Origin of the sequence: Arenicella sp. 4NH20-0111 (assembly GCF_040366405.1) — a bacterium.
Lineage (GTDB): Bacteria > Pseudomonadota > Gammaproteobacteria > Arenicellales > Arenicellaceae > Arenicella.
The window spans coordinates 66,904-88,886 of the sequence record NZ_BAABWF010000009.1; the positions used below are offsets into that span (position 1 = coordinate 66,904).

General features: G+C 45.2%; 19 protein-coding genes. 6 read left to right on the top strand and 13 right to left on the bottom strand.

Annotated elements, in window-relative coordinates; translation table 11 throughout:
* Positions 1–18: 18 nt before the first annotated feature.
* The 6 genes from ABWW54_RS16545 to glpK form a co-directional block, all read right to left on the bottom strand.
* A complete protein-coding gene (locus ABWW54_RS16545; RefSeq protein ID WP_353413863.1) occupies positions 19–831 on the bottom strand; it encodes a regulatory protein RecX in 813 nt (270 codons plus the stop codon).
* A gap of 81 nt (positions 832–912) precedes the next feature.
* Complete coding sequence (locus ABWW54_RS16550) at positions 913–2,316, bottom strand: sodium/proline symporter (protein ID WP_353413865.1); 1,404 nt, start codon at positions 2,314–2,316, stop codon at positions 913–915.
* A gap of 34 nt (positions 2,317–2,350) precedes the next feature.
* Positions 2,351–4,099: an ABC transporter ATP-binding protein gene (locus ABWW54_RS16555; protein ID WP_353413867.1), complete on the bottom strand. Its 1,749-nt coding sequence runs from the start codon at positions 4,097–4,099 to the stop codon at positions 2,351–2,353.
* Between the two features lie 215 nt (positions 4,100–4,314).
* Positions 4,315–5,376 (bottom strand): recombinase RecA, encoded by a 1,062-nt coding sequence (gene recA, locus ABWW54_RS16560; protein WP_353413869.1) that lies wholly within the window; start codon positions 5,374–5,376, stop codon positions 4,315–4,317.
* A gap of 180 nt (positions 5,377–5,556) precedes the next feature.
* Complete coding sequence (locus tag ABWW54_RS16565) at positions 5,557–5,784, bottom strand: SlyX family protein (RefSeq protein WP_353413871.1); 228 nt, start codon at positions 5,782–5,784, stop codon at positions 5,557–5,559.
* Positions 5,777–7,270, bottom strand: coding sequence for a glycerol kinase GlpK (gene glpK / locus ABWW54_RS16570; protein WP_353413872.1), 1,494 nt, complete (start codon positions 7,268–7,270; stop codon positions 5,777–5,779). The genes ABWW54_RS16565 and glpK overlap by 8 nt, the downstream gene beginning before the upstream one ends.
* A 131-nt stretch (positions 7,271–7,401) precedes the next feature.
* On the opposite strand from glpK, the gene ABWW54_RS16575 reads away from it, so the two are divergent.
* Positions 7,402–8,385 (top strand): NAD(P)-dependent oxidoreductase, encoded by a 984-nt coding sequence (locus ABWW54_RS16575; protein ID WP_353413874.1) that lies wholly within the window; start codon positions 7,402–7,404, stop codon positions 8,383–8,385.
* An 8-nt stretch (positions 8,386–8,393) separates the two neighbouring features.
* Positions 8,394–9,641, top strand: coding sequence for a valine--pyruvate transaminase (locus ABWW54_RS16580; protein ID WP_353413875.1), 1,248 nt, complete (start codon positions 8,394–8,396; stop codon positions 9,639–9,641).
* An 80-nt stretch (positions 9,642–9,721) separates the two neighbouring features.
* On the opposite strand, the gene ABWW54_RS16585 is transcribed toward ABWW54_RS16580, so the two are convergent.
* Complete coding sequence (locus ABWW54_RS16585) at positions 9,722–10,594, bottom strand: LysR family transcriptional regulator (protein WP_353413877.1); 873 nt, start codon at positions 10,592–10,594, stop codon at positions 9,722–9,724.
* Between the two features lie 103 nt (positions 10,595–10,697).
* On the opposite strand from ABWW54_RS16585, the gene ABWW54_RS16590 reads away from it, so the two are divergent.
* Positions 10,698–11,093: an MAPEG family protein gene (locus tag ABWW54_RS16590; protein WP_353413878.1), complete on the top strand. Its 396-nt coding sequence runs from the start codon at positions 10,698–10,700 to the stop codon at positions 11,091–11,093.
* Between the two features lie 7 nt (positions 11,094–11,100).
* The gene (locus tag ABWW54_RS16595) at positions 11,101–12,186 is read left to right on the top strand and encodes a hypothetical protein (protein WP_353413880.1); all 1,086 of its coding nucleotides are present in this window, start codon (positions 11,101–11,103) and stop codon (positions 12,184–12,186) included.
* Positions 12,187–12,191: 5 nt separating this feature from the next.
* On the opposite strand, the gene ABWW54_RS16600 is transcribed toward ABWW54_RS16595, so the two are convergent.
* From ABWW54_RS16600 to ABWW54_RS16620, 5 genes are all read right to left on the bottom strand, one after another.
* On the bottom strand, positions 12,192–13,232 hold the full coding sequence (locus tag ABWW54_RS16600) for an SRPBCC family protein (protein WP_353413881.1): 1,041 nt from the start codon (positions 13,230–13,232) through the stop codon (positions 12,192–12,194).
* Between the two features lie 77 nt (positions 13,233–13,309).
* Positions 13,310–14,449: an acyl-CoA dehydrogenase family protein gene (locus ABWW54_RS16605; RefSeq protein ID WP_353413883.1), complete on the bottom strand. Its 1,140-nt coding sequence runs from the start codon at positions 14,447–14,449 to the stop codon at positions 13,310–13,312.
* A gap of 20 nt (positions 14,450–14,469) precedes the next feature.
* Positions 14,470–15,078 (bottom strand): glutathione S-transferase family protein, encoded by a 609-nt coding sequence (locus ABWW54_RS16610; RefSeq protein WP_353413885.1) that lies wholly within the window; start codon positions 15,076–15,078, stop codon positions 14,470–14,472.
* A gap of 51 nt (positions 15,079–15,129) precedes the next feature.
* Positions 15,130–16,302, bottom strand: coding sequence for an acyl-CoA dehydrogenase family protein (locus tag ABWW54_RS16615; RefSeq protein WP_353413886.1), 1,173 nt, complete (start codon positions 16,300–16,302; stop codon positions 15,130–15,132).
* A gap of 128 nt (positions 16,303–16,430) precedes the next feature.
* Positions 16,431–17,315, bottom strand: coding sequence for a DUF1295 domain-containing protein (locus ABWW54_RS16620; protein WP_353413888.1), 885 nt, complete (start codon positions 17,313–17,315; stop codon positions 16,431–16,433).
* A 202-nt stretch (positions 17,316–17,517) separates the two neighbouring features.
* On the opposite strand from ABWW54_RS16620, the gene ABWW54_RS16625 reads away from it, so the two are divergent.
* Positions 17,518–18,039, top strand: a complete 522-nt coding sequence (locus ABWW54_RS16625; RefSeq protein WP_353413889.1) for a helix-turn-helix domain-containing protein — start codon at positions 17,518–17,520, stop codon at positions 18,037–18,039.
* An 81-nt stretch (positions 18,040–18,120) separates the two neighbouring features.
* On the opposite strand, the gene ABWW54_RS16630 is transcribed toward ABWW54_RS16625, so the two are convergent.
* Entirely contained in the window at positions 18,121–20,244 is a 2,124-nt protein-coding gene (locus ABWW54_RS16630) for a M3 family metallopeptidase (RefSeq protein ID WP_502907825.1), read from the bottom strand.
* Positions 20,245–20,539: 295 nt separating this feature from the next.
* Here ABWW54_RS16630 and ABWW54_RS16635 point away from each other — a divergent pair, with 295 nt between their 5' ends.
* On the top strand, positions 20,540–21,964 hold the full coding sequence (locus ABWW54_RS16635; protein ID WP_353413891.1) for an aminotransferase class V-fold PLP-dependent enzyme: 1,425 nt from the start codon (positions 20,540–20,542) through the stop codon (positions 21,962–21,964).
* Positions 21,965–21,983 lie beyond the last annotated feature (19 nt).

Sequence of the window (21,983 nt, forward strand, 5' to 3'; positions counted from 1 at the left end):
AACACCATTCAATCAAGATCAATCCCATTGAATCTGCGGAACAGTGCTTTGTATGTGATCCATAGTAAAACCACGACTTTGTAAAAATCGAGCACATTTTGACCAAGTCTTATGGTCCCTTATCTCCAATGAACCGTACTTTTTCGAGTAAAGTTGTTCGGCAATATCGAACCAAATCGCAGATCCATTATCCAAATATTCATCTATATGATGCGAAGCCACACCCTTGCTTCTCAAATCAGCACTTATCTTAATAGGCCCTTGCCCCTTATTTGATCGCGAACGAACAAACGCTTCGGCAAACCGTGAATCTGATACATAGTCATTTTCTAAAAGAAAGTCGATGACTTGCAATACAACATCGGCGGTATCATATTTTGCAGAAAGCTTAGTTTCGAGTTCTTTAACACTGTGTTCACGCATTGATAACAGATGAATCGCTTTATGCAATGCCTCTTTATATTCTGAGTTAGTCGGTTGACCAGAGACTACTCCTTCGTTCTCATCACGGCAAACGGATCTGCTTGCCGTACTCTCCAATTTAACTTCCTCACTTAACGAAACATGATCTACCGCTTCGACATCCCGAACTGACCGTTTGGGCCTTCGCTTGACTGCAACTCCACCACGCCCATTTAAATGTGGGCTCAGCGCAGAATCATCCTCAATGTTAGCCACCTGAGCCTTTGCAGCTTCTTCAGCCGAAATCGTAAAGGCTTTTTTTAAATCACTCTGAAGCGTGCTTCTTGATTTAGAAGCCGAATCCAGTATCCGTTCAGCCAAGTCCTCGTCTTTTCGCGACTGCCCATTTGCTGGTTTTAGGATTTTCATATCAGCACATACTTTTACTCATGAAACATGGAAAATACACTGTTTTAATTAACAGTACAAGATTCTTTTGATCGCCCAAACCTAACGCCGGCTCGTCAACCATAAAGGCAAACAAGCAACCGTAAATGGGAGTAAGCGCTCTAAGATGTCACCGGGGGCATTGGGCGTAAAAGACAATGCAACGGTCAATGTAAAACCAAGTATGATTGACGATAACACGCCAACCGAACTGCAACGATACCCTGCCAGTCTAGCGAATAGAGTGGGCCCAAATGCGGCACCCAACGCCATCCAAGCAAAAAGCACTCGGCTGAAAATTTTATCAGGCAAATATATTGCAACAAGAACGGATACCGCCACAAGCGCAATGATTGTCATTCTAGACACAAATAGGATTCGTCTATTACCCGATCCACCAAACCCAAGATCATTCGAGATCGACGCCGCTGCAGACAAAAGCTGACTGTCCGCGGTTGACATAATTGCTGATAGCACTGCCGCCAGAAAAATGGCGCTGACGACTGGGTGAAAAAGCCCATCTAACATGACGAAAAAGATTTTCTCTGAATTCTCCAAGCCGGGATAGAGTATTTGGCCCACAAAGCCAACAAACCACATTCCTAAAAACACGATCAGGTACCAAACTATGGTGATGATTCTGGCCTGCTTTAATGCTTGCTCATCTTTCAAAGCCATTATCCGAGCCATCAGGTGTGGCTGGCCATACGTGCCGAATCCAATGGCCAGCCCACCAAGCACGAGCCCCAAAGCAAATAGACCAACATTACCAGCGGTCAAACTAAAGTGACTCTCAACATTGCTTAAGGCTAGCGCGTGCGCAAGACCATCGATTCCACCGACGGCCATATAAGCCGCAATGGGCATAAACAATGCGGTGACCACCATCAACATGCCTTGCACCGCATCAGTCAAACTAACAGCCCAAAATCCGCCTAATAAGGTATAAACCATAATGATAAACGCACCTAAAGCAATGCTGCTCGTCATTGAAATATCGAATGTCGAAGCAAAGGTAGTTCCCGCGCCCTGAAATTGGGCAGCCACATAAAACACAAAAGACGCGACAATAATAAATGAGGAAACCTGAACGATATTCGTTCGAATGGGGCCATCGGAATCATGAGCCACTACCTCGGTTAACGTAATATGATCATATTCCCGACTGAATGACATAAGCCGCGGAGCAATCCAGAACCACGTAACAAACATTGATGAAATTGACCCTAAGGCAACCCAAATAGTTGAAATGCCAAAAGCATATGAAATTCCGGTCAGTCCAAGTAAAACCCACGCTGATGCCGCACTAGAAGAATAGCTCAATGCAGCCACTACAGGGCCTAAGCCCCGTCCACCTAAGAAAAAATCATCACCATCCTTCGTACGTTTAGATGCCCAGAAACCGATACCCACCAAAAGAACTTTATAGGCAATCAGTGTTACAAAAACTATTTGAACCTTATCCATCAAAATGTCCAACCTATTATTATTTTTATTAAACTTAACCCAATTCTATTCGATGTGAAACGTGTTCTATGGTCGTTTCATTATGCGCAATCACGACTATGGTGAGCTTACCGTCCAATTCTCGAAGCGAATCTCTTATTTTCAGTTCATTTTCTCGATCCAGAGAACTCGTCGCTTCATCAAGAATGAGTAAATCAGGCTCTGATAAAATAGCTCGAGCTAAGGAGAGCCTTTGACGCTCCCCACCCGAAAGCTTGACGCCCCTATCACCGATTTGTGTATCGAGCCCATGCGGCAGTTCACGCACGAACCTGTCAGCCGCGGCTGATTTCAACGCTTTCCAAATTCGGCCATCGAGATCAGCTTCAGAACCACCATGTTGAGGCGTGCAAACCCACGACAGGTTTGCTCTTACTGTGTCGTGAAATAAGAAGACCTCTTGTGTGACATAGGCTACTCGTTGGCGCCAAGACAATGCTCCTAGCTCTTCCAGCGGCTGACCATCCACTAACATTTGGCCCTCTGTCGGATCAATCAACCCAGCGAGAATGTCGGCCAGGGTAGACTTTCCGACTCCTGATGGACCCACAATGGCAACTGTCTGATTTCGCTCTATAACAGCACTGACCGAGCTGAACGCGTTTCCAACGCCATCCATATAGTGGTAGCTAACGTTATCAAGAACAATATTGTTCTTCATCTCTACTCCTGAGAAAGCGTTTGCCTGAGGTTGAGACTGAGAAATCAACGCATCTTCAGCCCAATCATCTAGTTCGTTTATTCTTTCTAATAAATCCAGATAACTCGGTCCCTTATGGGTCAGTATTTGCACCTTATTTTGAAGGCCAGTAATCTGCGGCATGAGTCTAGAAAATATAAATAACAAAGCTAACAAGTTTGCCAATGGAACGTCAAACCATCTAATTGAACTGTAAAACAGCAACGCGAAGATTGTCGCTGCACCAACGGAATTGATCAGTACGGTCAAAGAATTGAACTTCGAGATTCTTACCTGTTGAACCTCAGCCTCTTTATTAGTCGATGCTAAATATTCTAAAAACCTATTTTCTGCAGCGTAACTTTTAATAATTTTAAGACTGGATACGTTTTCAAAAATCGCTCGGTGTGATTCCTTTGCCGCGAGAAGCTGCTTCTCACCACTCGCACGAATGTACTTCGTAAACGGCCAATTAATTAAAATCAACAATAAGCCAAAGAACATGGCTAACAACGTCAATTTCATTGATAGCACCAAGGCAAAACAAACGTAAACGCTCACAAGTATCAGGCCGCTCACTAGCCCCAGCAAGACGTATAGCATCGATGACGTTACCTGTATTTGATTCGTCAGCAGACGCATGAAGTCTGACATGTGGTTCCGGTTTAAGAACCGCCACTTAGTGTAAAAAAGTGCAGAGGACGTAGAGGCGCGTAAGCTCAATATAAAACTTCTTTGAAGCGAAGCAGACAATACCGAGTTGGCGTAGTTTATTGCCCCCATAAAACTAATCAAAGCCACGTAAATCAGCAAAACAGCTTCTAACGTAAGATCGATATCTAAACGCTGTGTGAGTGCACCAAACTTCGCGATCAATCCTGAGTCATTGCCTGCACCAAGGTCCACTCCGGCAACACTCAATAGAGGAATAATCATCAAAAGCCCTATGCCGGACGTAAAGCTCCCTAACAACATCAAGCCAAACGCTATCAGTGTTTTAAATGGAGCAAAACTAAAACACCTTGCACTAAGAACCCCGAGTGCATGCAGTGAAGATCCGTTCATTGAAAATTATAAAATAATTAAGTTGTTGTCACTAAAGCGCAACTTACATTAAAAATGAACATTTATCGATTTTGAAAAGCATCAAATTCAATTTGCGACCATCAAAACGAAAAAGCCAAGTGTTTAAACGCGGTACGCATCATCACTTGGCTCTCTAAACAGCTTATTACAAACACATCACACAATCTTAACGTGTGATGCTGGTAATGCTAGGTTTACTTTTTAGTCTCTTTCTTTGCTTCTTTCTTTTTCTCTTTCTCGGCTTCTTCTTTCGCCGCAGAGTCTTCCCCTATTCCCAAGGCGGCTCGTATCTTAGCTTCTATTTCATTTGCCGTATCGGGGTGTTGTTTCAAATATTCACGGACGTTGTCCTTACCTTGTCCGATTCTTGTTCCATCGTAACTGTACCAGGCGCCCGATTTCTCAACGATATCGTTATCCACGCCTAGTGAAATAAGTTCACTTTCACGAGAAATACCCTCATTGTACAGAATATCAAACTCAGTTTGTCTGAATGGAGGAGCCACTTTATTCTTCACAACCTTAACGCGAGTCTGATTCCCGTATATTTCATCTCCTTTCTTAATTGCTCCAATACGCCGTATATCCAAACGTACTGAAGAGTAGAACTTTAGCGCATTACCACCCGTGGTGGTTTCTGGGTTACCAAACATAACGCCAATCTTCATCCGTATCTGATTAATGAAGATGACCAGTGTATTTGCTTTTTTAATGTTGGCCGTCAGTTTTCTAAGAGCTTGAGACATGAGCCTGGCCTGCAATCCCATGTGAGAATCCCCCATATCGCCCTCAATCTCAGCTTTTGGCGTCAACGCCGCCACCGAATCAATTACAAGAACGTCAACCGCCGCAGAGCGAACCAACATATCAGTGATTTCTAACGCTTGCTCGCCAGTATCAGGTTGAGATACTAAAAGATTTTCAACATCAACGCCCAATCGAGCAGCATACTGAGGGTCCAACGCATGCTCAGCATCAACAAATGCGGCCGTGCCTCCCATTTTCTGCGCTTCAGCAATCACTTGCAATGTTAACGTTGTTTTACCCGACGACTCGGGGCCATAAATCTCTACAATACGCCCTTTCGGTAAACCACCTATTCCAAGAGCGATATCCAACCCTAGGGATCCGGTAGGAATAGCTTCAATGCCCTCACCCACTTTGGAGTCGCCCATGCGCATTACGGAGCCCTTTCCATATTGCCGCTCAATTTGAGTTAAAGCAGCTTCTAAAGCCTTTTGCTTATTATCATCCATTGCTATCTCCGAAAATAGGTACGGTTAATTTTTGTTTTATGAATAATGAGAAGTAAACTAAATCTCACCTGTGTCGACATCAACACAACTGGTAATTTATACAGTGTTTGCATTTGTGTCAACCACGTTATTGAAATTTTAGAAAATCTAACGTAATTGAGAAAGAAAAAACAGCAAACATCAATAGTGCGGAGGTCGCTCTTCGACCTCGAACTCACCTTGAGACTCACTGTCTTGAGACTTGGCTAGTTTATCAATTAATGCCCCTACCGTCAGTGACAACTGGTTTAACTCTTTCTGTTGAGCGAAAAACTCATCACTCAGTTTAGTCAACGAATCCTCCAGAAACGCAACTTTAATCTGCAGATCCTGCATTTGGATTTCTTCATCCGCTTGTTTACTAGTCATCAATATCCACCCACTGTTTTGAGCGCTCTACCGCTTTATGCCAACGCTTAAGCAAATGCGCAACTTTATCCTGCGCCAGGGCTGGACTAAACTCTCGTTCCACCTCACGTACTGACATAAGATCTTCTACTTTCCAATAGCCTACCTTTAATCCCGCCAAATAGGCTGCCCCCAGCGCCGTAGATTCTAATACTTTAGGGCGAGTGACCGTTTTTTGCAGCACGTCGGCTTGGAATTGAGCCAAAAAGTCGTTAGCTATCGCTCCTCCATCCACATTGAGCTGGCTTAACTCTATTCCGCTGTCTTTTTGCATTGCTTGCAATACATCATATATTTGATAGGCCAGTGATTGTAAGGTGGCTTTAGCTATTTCTGGACGACCAGAATCCCTAGTTAACCCGAAAATAGCACCGCGTGCGTACATATCCCAATAAGGTGCACCCAGACCAGCGAATGCCGGTACAACAACAACGTCACTTTCAGGGTTAGCTCTAAGCGCCAAGGCTTCGGAATCGCTCGCGGACTCTATGAATTCAAGTTCGTCACGTAGCCATTGAACGGCGGCACCAGCTATAAAGACACTGCCTTCAAGTGCATAAGTTATCTTTCCATCGATCGACCAAGCTATGGTGCTCAACAAGCCAGAATTACTATCGACTCGCTCAGCCCCAGTATTCATTAACATGAAACACCCAGTTCCATACGTGTTCTTTGCCATCCCCTTTTCAAAACAGGTTTGGCCAAATAACGCAGCCTGCTGATCACCCGCCACGCCAGAAATAGGTACTTCTTGCCCTTGAAAACTCAAGTATCCAAAATCGCCAGAACTGTCTCTAACCTCAGGAAGCATAGAGAACGGAATTCCAAACAGCTCAATCAGCTCTTCATCCCACTCTCCCGAATTAATATTGAGCAACATCGTACGAGCGGCGTTGCTAGGATCGGTGGCGTGTACGGCCCCTTCGGTAAGCTTCCATATGATCCAAGTATCAACTGTACCGAAAAGCAACTCTCCCGCATCAGCGAGCTCACGCGCACCGGACACATTGTTGAGAATCCATTCAATTTTACTGGCCGAAAAATAGGCGTCAATGACCAACCCCGTCTTCTCTTGAATTCTTTCTTTCCAGCCAGCCGCACTGATTTCGTCACAACGTGCGGCAGTTCGGCGATCTTGCCATACGATCGCATTGTAGACTGGCTCACCTGTTTTTTTATTCCACACCACGGTTGTTTCACGCTGATTGGTGATCCCTACTGCCGCAATGTCAGAAGGCGTGAGTTGATTAGCCGCTACTAACCTTTGCAATACGCCAAACTGGGACTCCCAAATTTCATTTGCATCGTGCTCAACCCATCCTTGTTTTGGAAAATGTTGTTCAAACTCACGTTGTGAAACATCAACCAGTTCAGCTTCATGATTAAATAACACAGCCCTTGAGCTGGTGGTGCCTTGATCTAAGGCAATGATTAGTTGTTGGCTCACGATTCCTCCAAACCTACAATGTGAGTATTGCGAATAGAATGCTGCTAAATTCGCTCATAATTATCAGACAATAGAGTTTACGTAATTTTGACTCGCAAACCAATCACAACGAATTCATTTACAATACTTCGATGAATAATAACCACACACCATTAAAGATCGTTTTCTTAGATCGAGGAGGAATTCCTCCCCGAATAAAGATACCCTCCCCCAAAGCAAGCTGCGAGTGGATAAACTACGAACACACCACTCAAGCGCAAGCTGCGGAAAGATCAATGGGAGCCGATATATTGGTAGTCAACAAGGCAAACGTGACAGCACGTCTGCTAGACGCATGCCCGTCAATCAAGCATGTCTGCGTTACCGCGACCGGCTACAATGTTGTGGATACGCAAGCGTGCTCTGATCGCGGCATCGGTGTGTCAAATGTTCCAAGTTATGCGGCCACAACGGTCTCGGAGCACGTAATTGGATCCGCTCTCCTTTTACAACGACAGATTCTTCGCTATAAACACAGTGTTGCAAATGGGGAGTGGCAAAGGTCGAACAACTTTTGCCTGTTTGGGGCCCCCTTTCAAGACCTCTCTGGCGCGACTATCGGCTTGGTCGGTCTGGGTGAAATTGGATTAGCAGTAGCAGAAAAAGCCCACGCGTTGGGGATGAGCGTACTGTTTAATTCTCGGTCAACTAAATCACACGCTTTCGCTCAACAGGTTTCTCTCAATGAGCTCCTCGCCCAATCAGACGTTGTGAGTATTCATTGCGATTATAACCCGTCAACAGAACACTTGATTGGCGGCACCGAAATTGCTCTAATGCGAGACCAGTCTATATTGATAAACACCGCAAGAGGCGGCATTGCTGATGAGCAAGCGGTTGTAACGGCACTAAACCAAGGCAAGCTTGCCGGTATCGCATTTGATGTTCTCAAACACGAACCGCCAGCCAATAACAAAGGCCTTCTTTCAGTCGCGCATTTACCCAATGCTCTGATTACCCCTCATATCGCTTGGGCCAGTGAACAAGCAATGCACTACCTAGTGAATACCGTCGCTAATAACATTGACGCATTTGTTGCCGGCCAGCCAATTAACCTCGTAAACCATCCTAAGTAATAACGCTCATGACGTATTCTAAGTTCGGCGAAAAGTTCACTCGCCAATCAGGCATTGGTCAATTAATGACCGATCTAGGGCACGCGAATGCTTCTCAACACCCTGATTTATGCATGCTCGGTGGTGGCAACCCGGCAGGTATACCTGCCGCACAAGAACTGTTTCAAAATGAGATGCAGCATCTAATAGAGTCCGGCCACTTTCAGTCAATGTTAGGCCTCTATGATGGACCCAGCGGAGAACAAGCGTTTAGGTCGGCTCTAGCCGGATATTTGAACACTGAATTTGGGTGGTCAATTTCTCCCAAAAATATTTCACTAACCAACGGCAGCCAAAACAGTTTCTTCTATCTGTTTAATTTACTGGCGGGCGAAATGCCCGATGGAAGTTCCAAGAAAGTTCTTTTTCCGATGGCTCCCGAGTACGTAGGCTATGCCGACGCAGGCTTAACCGATGATATGTTTAAGTCCTACCGGCCTCGAATTGAGCTCTTGGAAGGCAATCAGTTCAAATACAGAGTCGACTTCGATCGACTGGAAATTGGAGAAGATATAGGCGCTATCTGCTTGTCACGACCTACCAACCCGACCGGCAATGTCGTCAGCGACAACGAGCTGGCTCGCCTCAAAGAACTGGCCAAATATCACGCAGTCCCACTCATAATAGACAATGCCTATGGGCAACCATTTCCAAACGTCATTCATTCAAACACTACGCTCAATTGGGACGAAGATACAATCCTATGTATGTCTCTCTCTAAATTGGGGCTTCCGGGCGCCCGTACTGGTATTGTCATTGCCAATGAGGGCATCACGCATTCGTTAGGTGCTTTGAGCGGAATAATCACATTGGCGCCCAACAGTGTTGGCGCGGCACTCATGACCCGACTTATTGAGTCTGGTGAAATTCGCCACCTGACTCGAGACATCATCAAACCCCATTACGATGCTTGCTTACAGAATGCTCTCGAGTTGTTCAATGACATATTTAAAGACTTACCGGTTCGCTTACACAAACCAGAGGGTGCATTTTTTCTTTGGTTTTGGATAGAGGGCATTTCCATCACCTCACAAGAACTCTATCAACGGCTAAAAGCTCGAAACGTTTACGTAATTCCCGGCGAGGAATTTTTCATTGATGTCGACCCCAACTGGAAACATACACAAGAGTGCGTCCGCATCAATTACGCGCAACCACAAGAAAAATTGAGGCACGGCTTTGAAATTTTAGCGGAAGAGCTAAGATTAGTTGTGTGACTGTTGTGTGACTTAGGAAGCCCTGAATGACATGGGTTTGCCTAATCGAGCTCAGAAAATTCGACAATGCTCCTAACTGATCATGTCGTGGGGACGCTATCTTTTAGTTCATTAAAAATGAAGTCTCGTACCGCTCTGACTCGAGACATGTGACGCAAATCAGAGTGGTATAAAACCCATATGTCAGCCATTTCCATACTATCGCCAATCATCACCAGCTCGGGGACGTCGTTCGCAATCATACATGGCAAACTCGCGACCCCGACACCTTGCTTGGCAAACTCGATTTGCAAAGGAATGCTGTCAAAAAAACCTACGGCGTCTAAATGATCTAGGCCATGCCTCGGCGCCCACGTCTGCGGCGGCCCCCAACCTATCATTTTCGACTTTGAGTCAAGTGACTGAGGATTGAACGTATCTACATGCTCTTGCGTCGCATAGGCCCCCATCTTTAATTGCCCGACCATTCTACCTACCAGGTCTAATGGTTGCTCATTGGTCAAACGAATCGCGATGTCCGCTTCACGTCTTCCCAAGTCAGCTTTAGCGTAACTCAAATCAATCACTAACTTAATTTTAGGGAACTGTTGATTAAAGCGCGTTAAGTCGAACAATACAGGCTGAAGCGCAAAGATTTCTGGCATGCTCACACGCACAATACCGCTCAAATCGCTGTCTCTCCCTGATACAATTCTTGAAATTCCCTGAACACTCTCCTCAAGTTCATTGGCCCCTTCAAACACTTCTTCACCAGCTGACGTTAGAACGAGTTTTTGGCCAATTTTGTTAAAAAGCCGGGTATCGAGCGAGGACTCTAACGTATCGAGTTTTCGAATCAAGGTAGAATGACTCACCCCCAGTTTTATGGCGGCGGAACGTATCGACGTGGCACGCGCCACAGCAAGGAAATAACGATAGTTGTCCCAATCCAGACCGGTCTTTTTATGAACCACTTTATATCAAACCTTATATTATACTTTCATAAAAAAACCAATATAGTCATTCCTAACCGAGCAATCAAGCGCTTTGTTTTCACCCATCAATCAGGAGCCCACAATGTTGTTAGTCCTAATTAGCCTAACCGTAATCATGTTTTTGCCCTTAATGCTCGCGATAGGATCCATACGCTTCAGAGTCATTCAATTCGGCAAACCTGATATTGAAAACCCGCGTGCTCAGTCCGCCGATTTATCCGGTGCTGGCCAACGAATAGTCAGTGCACAACATAATGCCTGGGAGGCCCTGGCTTTGTACGTTACAGCGTTAACGCTCTGCGCACTTTCTGGGCTGAGCCTAGACGCTATTGTTTATCCTTCTCTGCTGTTTGTCTGTGCACGTTTTTCTCACGCAATTTTCTATATCGCAGGCATTGGTAGCATGAGGTTTGTTAGTTTCATAACATCACTGGGCGCACTAGGATGGATTTTAATACTGGCGTTTAATGCGATCTGACCTGCGAATGACCAATAATTCGAATCATACAGCCTGCTTAATTGCGGAAGAGCATTCCCTTAAATACGGTGAGAGGCCTCTGCAATATGCACCTTCAGCCACTATTTTTGACTCCGTCATTGCGGTTCCTCAGCAATACCTGCAGGTGTGCCGGCGCTTCGATCAACTTGAAGCAATAGTGCTAAAAATTAACGTCCCCGATGGCTTCATTTTATTTGCACAACGGTTGGAATCACTCTTTTACCTACAGGTCGGTATTGTTGGTTGCGAAAACTACCCTCATAGCGTTCACAAAGCCAAGGATTCCAAGAACATAGACACACAGCAAAAGAAAATCGTCTATGGACGGCGCTGGCTAATAGAACCCAGCATGCCAACATCAGAAGTAATACAAACGGCGCTGTTGGCTGTTCAAAAAGCTCGAGAGCATGAACTACGAGAGCACATTAGGGTAAAGTTTAATGGCTCTAACGCTCGAGCAACGCCTTTTAATACCCATCAAGATATCCCTTTGCTAACCACCGTGAGAGATCAGGTCATACGTGCGAAAACTTATTCACTTCATGAAACGCTAAACCGAATCACGATTGCAAATAGGCAATTAGAAGTGCAAGCAATATTGCCACTAAAGGACGAAAACGTGCTCCTGCAACTTCGGGTAGAGGGCAACGCTAAGAATCAATTCATGTTTAGAGAAATGATTGAGCGTGACATAACCATCGTTTGGTCTGAATCGTCACCACATGAGTTTGCTCATTTACTGGTGGACGCGATCATTGCAAATAGTCACCGCTACGTTATGGAGCACTTTACATTTGATGGATTAGCTTGTTTTAGCACCGCAATAGACCCAATAGAACTTGCCAGATTTTCTTCTCAATCTCGAAACGTCTCAACGCTGTCAACCGAGTTCATCAAACACTTCGATGCTATGACCCATAATGTAGATTCGATTAAAGCACCTCAGTACAATTCAGGTGAATTAGGAAGAAAGCAACGAAAAAAGGTCAATGAAGAAAACGTAACGTCTGGTTACCTCCCTTCGTCCCGAGCTCATGTAGAGCGCTCCGCCATCAAGACACAGAAAAACTAAGTCAATTAAGCCGTTACTTGCTCGCTTCTGTGTTTGTAGAGCCCTAAAATTGTCTTGACGAAATCTCGACCCAACACCTTTGAAGCGGGTATGGCGTAAAAACTGATCGCTGAGGTAATGCGATAATTCGCTATGATGGTCAACTTCGTTGATGTGGCACTAAGTGGGCGTAGAGAGAACCTTGTATCATGCAAATCGAAGTACTTTCCTCCTATGGCGACATGATCATCCATAGAGCCTTTAGGAAAGGAGTTTTCATCAAAGTGGTATGTCCAAGAAATGGTTTCATTCTCCTTACGATCCTTGACGATCGCTTTAAAGTTCACCCCTCGTTCCCAGATCGAGTAGCGCACCTCTTGAGCACCTTCTATCAGATTAACCCCCTCAAGTGGCTTGGGGACACCAATAATATGTGTCAAACTCAGCGGCAACTCATCTGCATCTATTTCCTTTGCGGTTAATATTTGCTCCCAAATAACACTGGGAGTTGCCTCCACAACAACCGATTCAACGATCTCGATATTACGATCTATCAGCGGCAACTCCGCCTCGAAGAACAAGATAAGGTAAGGAAGAAAAGCCACTGAGAGTAAGGCTTTTGAATCTTTGGAGAGAAGCTTTAAGCATCCCCCCATGGCTAAGCCACCGAGGCTTGCGCAAAGTAAAAATAACGGGGACATAATCGCAATACAAATCGATCCTTCAAGCAGCGCTAACGCCGTACCAATTAGCATCAGCCCCGTTGTAACCCAAGGCAAAACGATCATTTGAGACACCTTAAGGTGTGGACCTCGATGACCATAGACGGTTAATGCTCCCACAATAAGTGGCGTGCCTATGAGAAAGGCAACCGACATTGGACCCTCAACCGACGAAGGTAGCACGTCAAAAATATACCTTAAAAATACGCCATAAACAGCGCCTCCCAAAAACCAGAGGAACTTTAAATTTTGACGCTTTTTACCCTGATCTGTCACCGCATTTCCCTTTAAAAATATTCGCTTATGAACTAGGCCAAGCTGCACACTATCACAGCGAAAGGTCATAATCACACTTATCTAAAAACGAAACACAACTACCTGATCAAGAACCATGAAGCGAGGTCATTCCGGATCAATGAGAGCTAGATTCCCATCTTCTTACTGATAATCTCCAACATCACTTCGTCTGCCCCGCCGCCAATCGAGGCCAACCTCGCGTCTCGATAGGTTCGAGAAATCGGGTTATCCCACATAAACCCTTGGCCACCATAATATTGTAAACACGAGTCACTCACTTTACGCGCCAAACGCCCAGCGAGAAGCTTGGCCATGGAGGCTTTGGTAGTCACATCGCGTCCTGCCACATATTCCGCAGTCGCGGTGTATACCAATGCTCTAAGAGCTTCTACTTCTGTAGCCAGCTCAGCCAAAGTAAATCTAACCACTTGATTGTCTAAAATAGATTTCCCAAACGCTTGCCGATCCTTTGCATAGTCAATCGTTTGTGAAATACAGCGTTCCAGCATCAGAAGGTTTGTTGCCGCTGCGTACAAACGTTCCTCCTGAAATTGCTCCATCTGGTACATAAACCCCTTACCCTCATCGCCGATCAAAAACGTTTGAGGAACTCTGACCTCATCTAGAAACACCTGAGCCGTGTCAGAAGCTCGCATCCCAAGCTTGTTCAGTGGGGCAGAAACGGTTACGCCTTTCGTTGCGGTCGGGACCAATATGAGAGATTTATTAACATGAGAAGGCCCATCAGACGTGTTAGCCAGTAGGCATAACACGTCAGCTTGGGTGGAATTCGTTATCCACATTTTAGTGCCATTTATTAGGTAATCATCGCCATCCTTTATCGCGGTGGTTTTAATGCTGGCGACGTCAGAACCAGCGTGTGGTTCACTCACCGCGATTGACATAACCGAGTCACCACTCAAGGCGGGACGCAAAAACTCCTCTCTCAATGCGTTTGAGCCATGCTTAGCAAGAGCTGGGGTAGCCATATCAGTCTGCACACCAATCCCCATTGAAACACCCGCACTTTCGATGAGCCCGAGTTGTTCGGTAAACGCCATCTGATAACTGTAGTCCAGACCCATGCCGCCGAACTCTGCAGGTTTATTAATACCTAATAAACCCAGCTGGCCAAACTTTTTAAAAACCTCTCGCGCAGGAAAGATACCCTCTTCCTCCCACTGGTCGCAAAACGGATTAATTTCAGCCTTTATTAGCTTCGCGGCACTTTCGGCCAATGCAAGATGTTCTTCGGTATATAACATGGTTTTAGCTCAATCAAATATTAAACAATTTCGTTTGCGCGAACGAACGCAGGCCGACGTTTAAGTCTGCGTAAATAACGTTGCACTTGAGGCGAATAATCAATAGAAAATCCATTCAGCTCCCCCAAATAGAGAGCGTAACCAACAGCGATATCAGCGATTGTAAAGCGATCATCGTTCAGAAATTCCCTCGACTCCATGTGCTTGTCTAGCCGCCGCAACCTAGCATGAAACCATTTTCGATAATCACTTGCCACCTGTGGTTGCTTCCTTTCTTCAGGCTCCATCTTTTCGTAGCGAAGAAATAGAGTTTGGGGGAACGTTAAGGTTGCGTCACTGTGATACAACCAATTCAAATAGTCGCCATACTCGCAATGACTCACGTCAACCGTAAAATGAGTTTTTTGATAGCGCTGAGCAAGGTAGTGGCAAATGGCCGACGACTCCGTCATTGTCGTGCCAGCATCGGAAAAAAAAGGAACCGTTCCTAAGACATTTTCATCCAAAAATTCTTTCTTAAGAAATCTGGGTGGAAACGGCAAAACCTCAAGTTCATACGTCAACCCCATTTCTTCGAGTGCCCACAGCGGCCTGAGTGATCGGGAATCTTTGCAATGCCATAATTTCATGTCAGTCCTACGCTATTTGAAGTTCATTAAATACACACTCTACCCAATGGATCATAATTGCATCTGCCTTGCGGCTAAATCACGCATGATTTCCTCGGATCCTCCACCGATTGCATTAACCCTCACTTCTCGGTAAATTCGCTCCACTTTGTTTCCGCGCATGTAGGCAGCCCCTCCTAAAATTTGCATCGCTTCACGGGCGCAAAACTCCATAGTTTGACTACATTGAACTTTCAATAGAGCGATGGCTGCAGCATCCTCCTGACCCAGCTCTATCTGACGGGACACCACTTGTAAATAACCTTGAGTCGCAAATAGGTGGCGCTGCATTTCAGCCAACTTATGACGAATCACCTGATGGTCGGCTAATCGTTGTCCGAACGTTTTTCTTTGCGCAGCCCAAGCAGCGGCTTCCTCTAAACATACCCGTGCAGCGGCTTCCATTCCGGCCGCCATTGCCATTCTTTCAGAGTTAAAGTTATGCATGATAACTTTAAATCCTTGATTCTCAGTCCCCAGTAGATACGCTATCGGAACTCGAACATTATCAAAATAAATCGTTGCCGTATCGGAACACCACCACCCCTGCTTCTTATCTAATAGAGTTCGAGACACCCCCTCCAAATCAGCGGGAATCAACAACATGGAAACGCCGGCGGCGCCTTCACCGCCGGTCCGAACAGCGGTTGTAAACCACGATGCATTCATGCCACCGGTAATGAAAGTTTTAGATCCATTGACGATGAAATAGTCACCGTCTCGTGTCGCAGTTGTGGTCAATTGAGCCACATCCGAACCTCCGCTGGGCTCAGTAATGGCCAGCGAGATTCGTTTTTTACCAGCTAACACGGCGGGCGCTACTTCTTCCTTTACCTGCTGAGAAGCGAAATTAACCACAGGGGGCAAACCTATGTTATGGACCATAAGCGTTGCCGCCACTCCGCCAACGCCCATTCGTCCCATTTCCTCGTTAACGATATTTTTGTGCCAAATATCAATCCCTTCACTGATGCCGCCGAACTCTTCCGGATACCCCAACCCCAAAATCCCAAGTTTCGCAGCACTCGACCATAGCTCATCCGGTATCTCTCCCGCCTCATCCCAATCATTGGCGTACGGAATTACCTGTGAGTCAAAATATCGTCGCAGTTGATGTTGCCATTCCTTATGCTCATTGTTTAGAAATGAATTCGCTAACTTAGAATTGTCAAATGTAACGGTCATGGTAAAACTCTAATTATTGCTTGTTTACATTATTGTCAACAGAGCATGAAAAATAAAGCCCTGCTTTATTTCACAAGGCCAAACAAATAATAGTTTTTGTCTATTTTAGAGATGTTATCAATGCGTTATCACCCATTAGCTTTCTTTGGCGGCATTGGAATCAACAGTGATGTACTAGCGATATAGGCCTGATATTCAGGCTCGTTGCCCCACTTTAGTTGACCCTTTTGCTGCAACAAAGGAATACCACTGACTTTTGTCAGCAAAATCGTGACAAAAACGGGCGAAATTAAACAAACGTATTGCCATCCTTGTAAAACTGGAAAGGCTAATATTGCCATACCCACCCATACAACTATCTCTCCAAAATAATTTGGGTGACGAGACCAACTCCACAAGCCAACATTGATGAAGCGCCCTTTATTCTCGGGGTCTTTACGGAAATTTCTCTTTTGGCGATCTGCGACAACCTCCAAAACAAACCCGATAAACCAGACGCAAATTCCCACCTTCCCTAAACCACCTATTTCCATTTTATTAGCATTAGTGATGATCACTAGCGCACAGGCGGCCGTCAACAAAGCCCAGAGTCCTTGGATGGTCCAGGCGGTAAAAAACCTCAATGGGTTAATTTTGATTTCATCAAACCTATCATCATGCCCATCTTGGCTGATTCGGATAAACAAAAACGTCCCTAAACGTATGGCCCAAACAGCAACCATCGCTGCAGCCAACTTACTTCTAAGGTCGAGCTCTGGCGACAACATCAGCGCCAGAACGATTATAGACAAATACGTTACACTGCCCGTTAAGTCATAGAATTTCTCAGATTTGGCCATATTGGAAGGAACAAACACGACCCAATTAATCGCAAAAGCCAGCATTGCACACAAGAAAAACACAGGATATCCCTGATACATAACACCGAAATCACTTCCAGCCCACCCTACTGACAGGCCAATAGCGATAATAATAAACAACGCAATCAAAGACTTAACTGGAGATCGTTCCATAATGGTATTCTATTGTTTTATAGTTTAGAGAGTGATGGTAACTTCGTTAATGAAACTAAGCAAAATATAGTGTGTCCACGACATGTCATGCTGATGCCGTACTCATGTCGTGTCTCTTCGTTTCGGTTTCGCCCATTATGACATCACCAACTCACAAACACATGAACTTGGCATCAACACGCCATAAGAGCTAAATTAGACAATGATTGTTAGAAAACTCCGATTACAAAAAGGCTGGTCACAAGAACAGTTAGCCACACTTACAGGCCTAAGTAGCCGAACTATTCAACGAATAGAACGTGGCCAGCTACCCAGCTTAGAAAGTAAACGAGCCCTTGCATCAGTGTTTGAGGTTGGAATTCAGGTTTTCGAAACACCTGAATCAATCGAAACATCAGACACGGTAAACATCATGGATACACACGAATCGACCATAACAGACACATCGAAACAGGCAACTAATAAGGTGCTCGATGACGAAAAGCTGGCGCTCCAATACGCGAAAAGCATCAGCGAGTTTTACACCCACTTATTATTCTTTGTAATTTTCGTTCCGATTATTATTGTCACAAAAGGCTTACAAGACCCGCAAGCATTGATGATTTGCGGTGGTTGGTTTCTGGGGATTGTTTTTCACGGCTTGGTTGCTTTTGAAAAGGTATCGATCTTCACTCCTTCGTGGGAGCGAAAACTGGTCGAGAAAAAGCTAGGTCGAAAGCTCTAGCCATAAACCTGATGCATAAAAAAGCCCAACGACTAAAAGTCGTTGGGCTTAATTACGCAACAAAGTGTTAGCTTGAATACATTACTTTGCAGTCAAACCTTTGCGCTCTAGTAAAGGTTGAATATTGGGCTCAGCCCCGCGAAACTTTTTAAACAAAGTCATTGCTTCTTCAGCGCCGCCTCTGGAAAGCAACGTTTTACGAAAATGATCACCATTTGCTCGCTTCATGCCCCCATTTTCCTTAAACCACTCCACAGAGTCGGCATCAAGGACCTCACTCCAAATGTAAGAGTAATATCCAGCTGAGTATCCCCCAAGAATGTGAGAAAAATACGTAGTTCGATATCTAGGCGGTACTTCATCGAGTTGAATACCAGCTTTCTTCAATGCGTTTACTTCGAATTCAACCACGTTGTCTGCCGATGGTACTTGTTCAGGAGTCAGCTGATGCCAGGCTTGATCGAGTAACGATGCAGCCAGATATTCAGTAGTGGCATACCCTTGGTTAAATTTAGAGCTTGCCAAGACCTTATCCAGTAATTCGCGCGGCATCGGCTCTCCTGTTTCATTGTGCTTGGCGTAGTTGGCCAAAACCTCAGGCCAATCTGCCCACATTTCATTCACTTGAGACGGGTATTCTACGAAGTCTCTAGGCACGGAAGTACCAGAAAAACTTGGGTACTTTACGTCTGAAAACATTCCGTGAAGGGCATGCCCAAACTCATGGAACATCGTTGTTACTTCATCCCACGTCAGTAACGTTGGCTCGCCTTCTGGAGGCTTTGGTACGTTCAAGTGGTTCGCAACCACGGGTTGAGTTTCCATCAACCCACTTTGCGGAACATAGGCGTTCATCCACGCGCCTCCGCGCTTCGATTGCCGAGCATAAAAATCTTCAATAAACAAAGCGAGAGTTGATCCATCGGCATCAAAAACCTCCCAAACCTTTACATCAGGGTGATACGTCGGTAGATCAGGCCGTTCTTTAAACGTTAACCCGTAAACCTTTTCAGCCGCATAGAATACGCCATTGACCAAAACGTTATTCATTTCTAAGTAAGGCTTTAATTGAGATTCATCAAAGTTGTATCTTTGGGCTCGAACTTTTTCCGTATAAAAATCCCAGTCCCACGCCTCTAACTTGAAATCACCGCCTTGAGAATTAATCATCGCTTGCAAATCGGCGGCTTCTTTCTTGGCATTAGCCACTGCAGGCGGTGCCAATGTTGCTAAACGCTGATTGACGGCTTCAACCGTTTGCGCTGTTTGATTAACTAAGGTCATGGCAGCATGATTTGGGTACCCCAACAGTTGGGCCCGCTCTGCACGTAATTTCATCACCTTTGAAACGACCTCTGTGTTGTCAAATTCACCGCCAGAGCTTCCTCTTGTTAATGAGGTTTTAAGAATTCGTTCTCTCATACTTCTGTCAGTCAAAGAAGACATCGTCGGCTGTTGGCTTGTATTAAGCAGCGGAATCACGTACTTCCCTTCCAACTCCCTAGATTTAGCCGCTTCAAGGGCAGATGCAAGCTGCCCATCAGACAAGCCACTGAGTTCCGATTTGTTGTCGACTACGATGGCTTTGCCATTCACTTCTTTTTTGACATTTTGACTAAAGGTAGTTGAAAGTGTCGCGAGCTCTGCGTTCATCGCCTTCAACTTTTCTTTGTCTTGTTCGTTTAGCTCGGCACCCGCGCCAACGAAATCCTTATATGTTTCGTTCACTAACCGTTTTGATTCATCGTCCAAATCAAGCGAATCCAATTGATCATAGACACTTTTAACACGAGCAAAGAGCTCGGAGTTAAGCAGTATTTCATCGGAATGCGCGGACAATTTAGGAGCGTATTCAGCGCGCAACTTTTCGATGTCATCATTAGTGTCGGCCGAAGACAGAGCGAAAAAGACTCTCGCAACTCGGCTGAGAGTCTGGCCGCTACGTTCCATAGCGACGAACGTATTTTCGAACGTGGCCGCCGCAGAACTCTCAGTAATACTCGCTATTTCAGCCAACTGAGTCGCCATTCCTTTATCAAAGGCTGGCGCATAATGGGCATTCGTTATCTTATCAAATGGTGGGTAATTGAAATAAAGACTGCTGTCTTGAAAAAATGGATTTGCCATTGTGTGTGCTTGTGATTGCTTACTAGCCTCAGAACTGGCAGCACCTTGGTCAACACTGGGAGTATGTTGACAGGCCATCAGTACCGTACTAACCGCCGCCGCGGTTAAAGTAAGCTTGATTGATTTAAGTGTTTTAATTGGTTTTTTCATGCGTCATCTCGCGTTTTGGTTCCACAGATCATTGGCCTAAATAAATCGCCAATTCATCAGAACTCATTATTATCGTGGTCTAAGATTCGACTTAGATCTATTTCGTCGCAAAATTGCTTGCCTTGATAATACTTGAAAGCACAATTTCTGCCAGCAGAGTTTGAATACGAGAATTTGATGTGATTAAACAACATTCAGGTTAATTACAACTATAATGAAAAGCATGAAACACACGCTTGGTTTTAATTCGCACTCCCCCATGAAATTTGTTGGCTTAGACACACGTTATAAAGTCGCTTCTGGTACCGAACTGGTCCGCTTGCACCTTGACGGTGCGGCTTCACCGCTGCCATCCCAAACCGCCATCGACACCATGATGGAGCTACTCCCTCACTACTCCAATACTCATAGTTACGTTCACAATTCTGCACAAATATCGACCAAAGCGTTGGCTTGGGCACACGAACAAGTATTGCTTTTTTTGAATGCTAGCCCAACTGTCTACACTTCCGTTTTTACTGGGGCAGGTACCACAGCGGCCATCAATCGAGTCTCTAGAGGTCTAGCCATAGCTCGCCCTGACAAAAAGATAGTCTTGGTGTCGTCAATGGAACACCATGCCAATGATTTACCTCATCGCTCACACAATAACGAAGTTTCGTATATTCCTTTAGTTGGTGAGGGAGCCAATCGAGGCGCCATAGACTTGGATGCCTATAGATCCTTGCTTGAGCAATATTCAGGCAGTGTGAACTACGTGGCTGTGTCTTCGGTTAGTAACGTGACTGGAATCCTAAACCCCATCGATGAAATGACGTCACTGGCTCACCTTCACGGCGCACTTATTCTCGTGGATGGTGCTCAAAGCGTGGCGCATCGAATCACTAACCTTGATCGTCAGGATGTCGACTTTTTCATTTTCTCTGGTCATAAGGTCTATACGCCCTCTTCACCGGGCGTGCTGGTCGCAAAGAAAGAAGTCTTGACCACTCTTAATGGACAAGATTTAGGTGGTGGCTCGGTTTCTTCGGTCAGCTATTTTGATTATGAATTGATCCCGTCCTACCCCGATAGAGAGCAATCAGGAACCCCCAACATCATAGGTGCGGTGGCTCTTGCCAGTGTGTTGAATCAACTTCAACACCAGCCGATGAGCGAAGTAGAGAGGCATTCAGCCAGTACGATGAGTTACCTAATTGAGGAACTTAAAAACCTGCCCAAGATCACCATTTATGGGGATAACTCCTTAGACAGAACTGGGGCTATTTCGTTCAACCACGAGCGCATTGATCACGGGTTACTTGCGGCTATTCTGAATGACTATTACGCCATCGCGGTAAGAAATGAATGTTTTTGCGCTCACCCATACGTAAGTGAGTTGTTAAAGAAGGAGCTTTGGGAAATTGACCTAACTGACATTAAGGAAGAAGAACACGAATTCTACGTTAACAGAAAACGTGGCATGGTCAGAGTAAGCATTAGTCTTTACAACACACGAGCTGATGTGGATCGTTTAATAACCGCATTGCGGGAAATTGAATACGAGTTAGACAATTTAGAGAAAAACTATGAAGCTCAGCCCGATGGTTCATACGAGCACAAAGAATTTAAAATAGACTGGAAAGCAGAACTTAAGTTTCTTACTTAGATATATTATTTAGCGTGTT

Coding starts and splice junctions, on each gene's coding strand:
- ABWW54_RS16545 (WP_353413863.1), bottom strand. CDS start 831: ATGAAAATCCTAAAACCAGCAAATGGGCAGTCGCGAAAAGACGAGGAC.
- ABWW54_RS16565 (WP_353413871.1), bottom strand. CDS start 5,784: ATGACTAGTAAACAAGCGGATGAAGAAATCCAAATGCAGGATCTGCAG.
- ABWW54_RS16580 (WP_353413875.1), top strand. CDS start 8,394: ATGACGTATTCTAAGTTCGGCGAAAAGTTCACTCGCCAATCAGGCATT.
- ABWW54_RS16610 (WP_353413885.1), bottom strand. CDS start 15,078: ATGAAATTATGGCATTGCAAAGATTCCCGATCACTCAGGCCGCTGTGG.
- ABWW54_RS16635 (WP_353413891.1), top strand. CDS start 20,540: ATGAAACACACGCTTGGTTTTAATTCGCACTCCCCCATGAAATTTGTT.
- ABWW54_RS16615 (WP_353413886.1), bottom strand. CDS start 16,302: ATGACCGTTACATTTGACAATTCTAAGTTAGCGAATTCATTTCTAAAC.
- ABWW54_RS16625 (WP_353413889.1), top strand. CDS start 17,518: ATGATTGTTAGAAAACTCCGATTACAAAAAGGCTGGTCACAAGAACAG.
- ABWW54_RS16620 (WP_353413888.1), bottom strand. CDS start 17,315: ATGGAACGATCTCCAGTTAAGTCTTTGATTGCGTTGTTTATTATTATC.
- ABWW54_RS16605 (WP_353413883.1), bottom strand. CDS start 14,449: ATGTTATATACCGAAGAACATCTTGCATTGGCCGAAAGTGCCGCGAAG.
- ABWW54_RS16550 (WP_353413865.1), bottom strand. CDS start 2,316: ATGGATAAGGTTCAAATAGTTTTTGTAACACTGATTGCCTATAAAGTT.
- ABWW54_RS16555 (WP_353413867.1), bottom strand. CDS start 4,099: ATGAACGGATCTTCACTGCATGCACTCGGGGTTCTTAGTGCAAGGTGT.
- ABWW54_RS16590 (WP_353413878.1), top strand. CDS start 10,698: ATGTTGTTAGTCCTAATTAGCCTAACCGTAATCATGTTTTTGCCCTTA.
- ABWW54_RS16630 (WP_502907825.1), bottom strand. CDS start 20,244: ATGGCCTGTCAACATACTCCCAGTGTTGACCAAGGTGCTGCCAGTTCT.
- ABWW54_RS16600 (WP_353413881.1), bottom strand. CDS start 13,232: ATGACCTTTCGCTGTGATAGTGTGCAGCTTGGCCTAGTTCATAAGCGA.
- ABWW54_RS16595 (WP_353413880.1), top strand. CDS start 11,101: ATGACCAATAATTCGAATCATACAGCCTGCTTAATTGCGGAAGAGCAT.
- ABWW54_RS16575 (WP_353413874.1), top strand. CDS start 7,402: ATGAATAATAACCACACACCATTAAAGATCGTTTTCTTAGATCGAGGA.
- recA (WP_353413869.1), bottom strand. CDS start 5,376: ATGGATGATAATAAGCAAAAGGCTTTAGAAGCTGCTTTAACTCAAATT.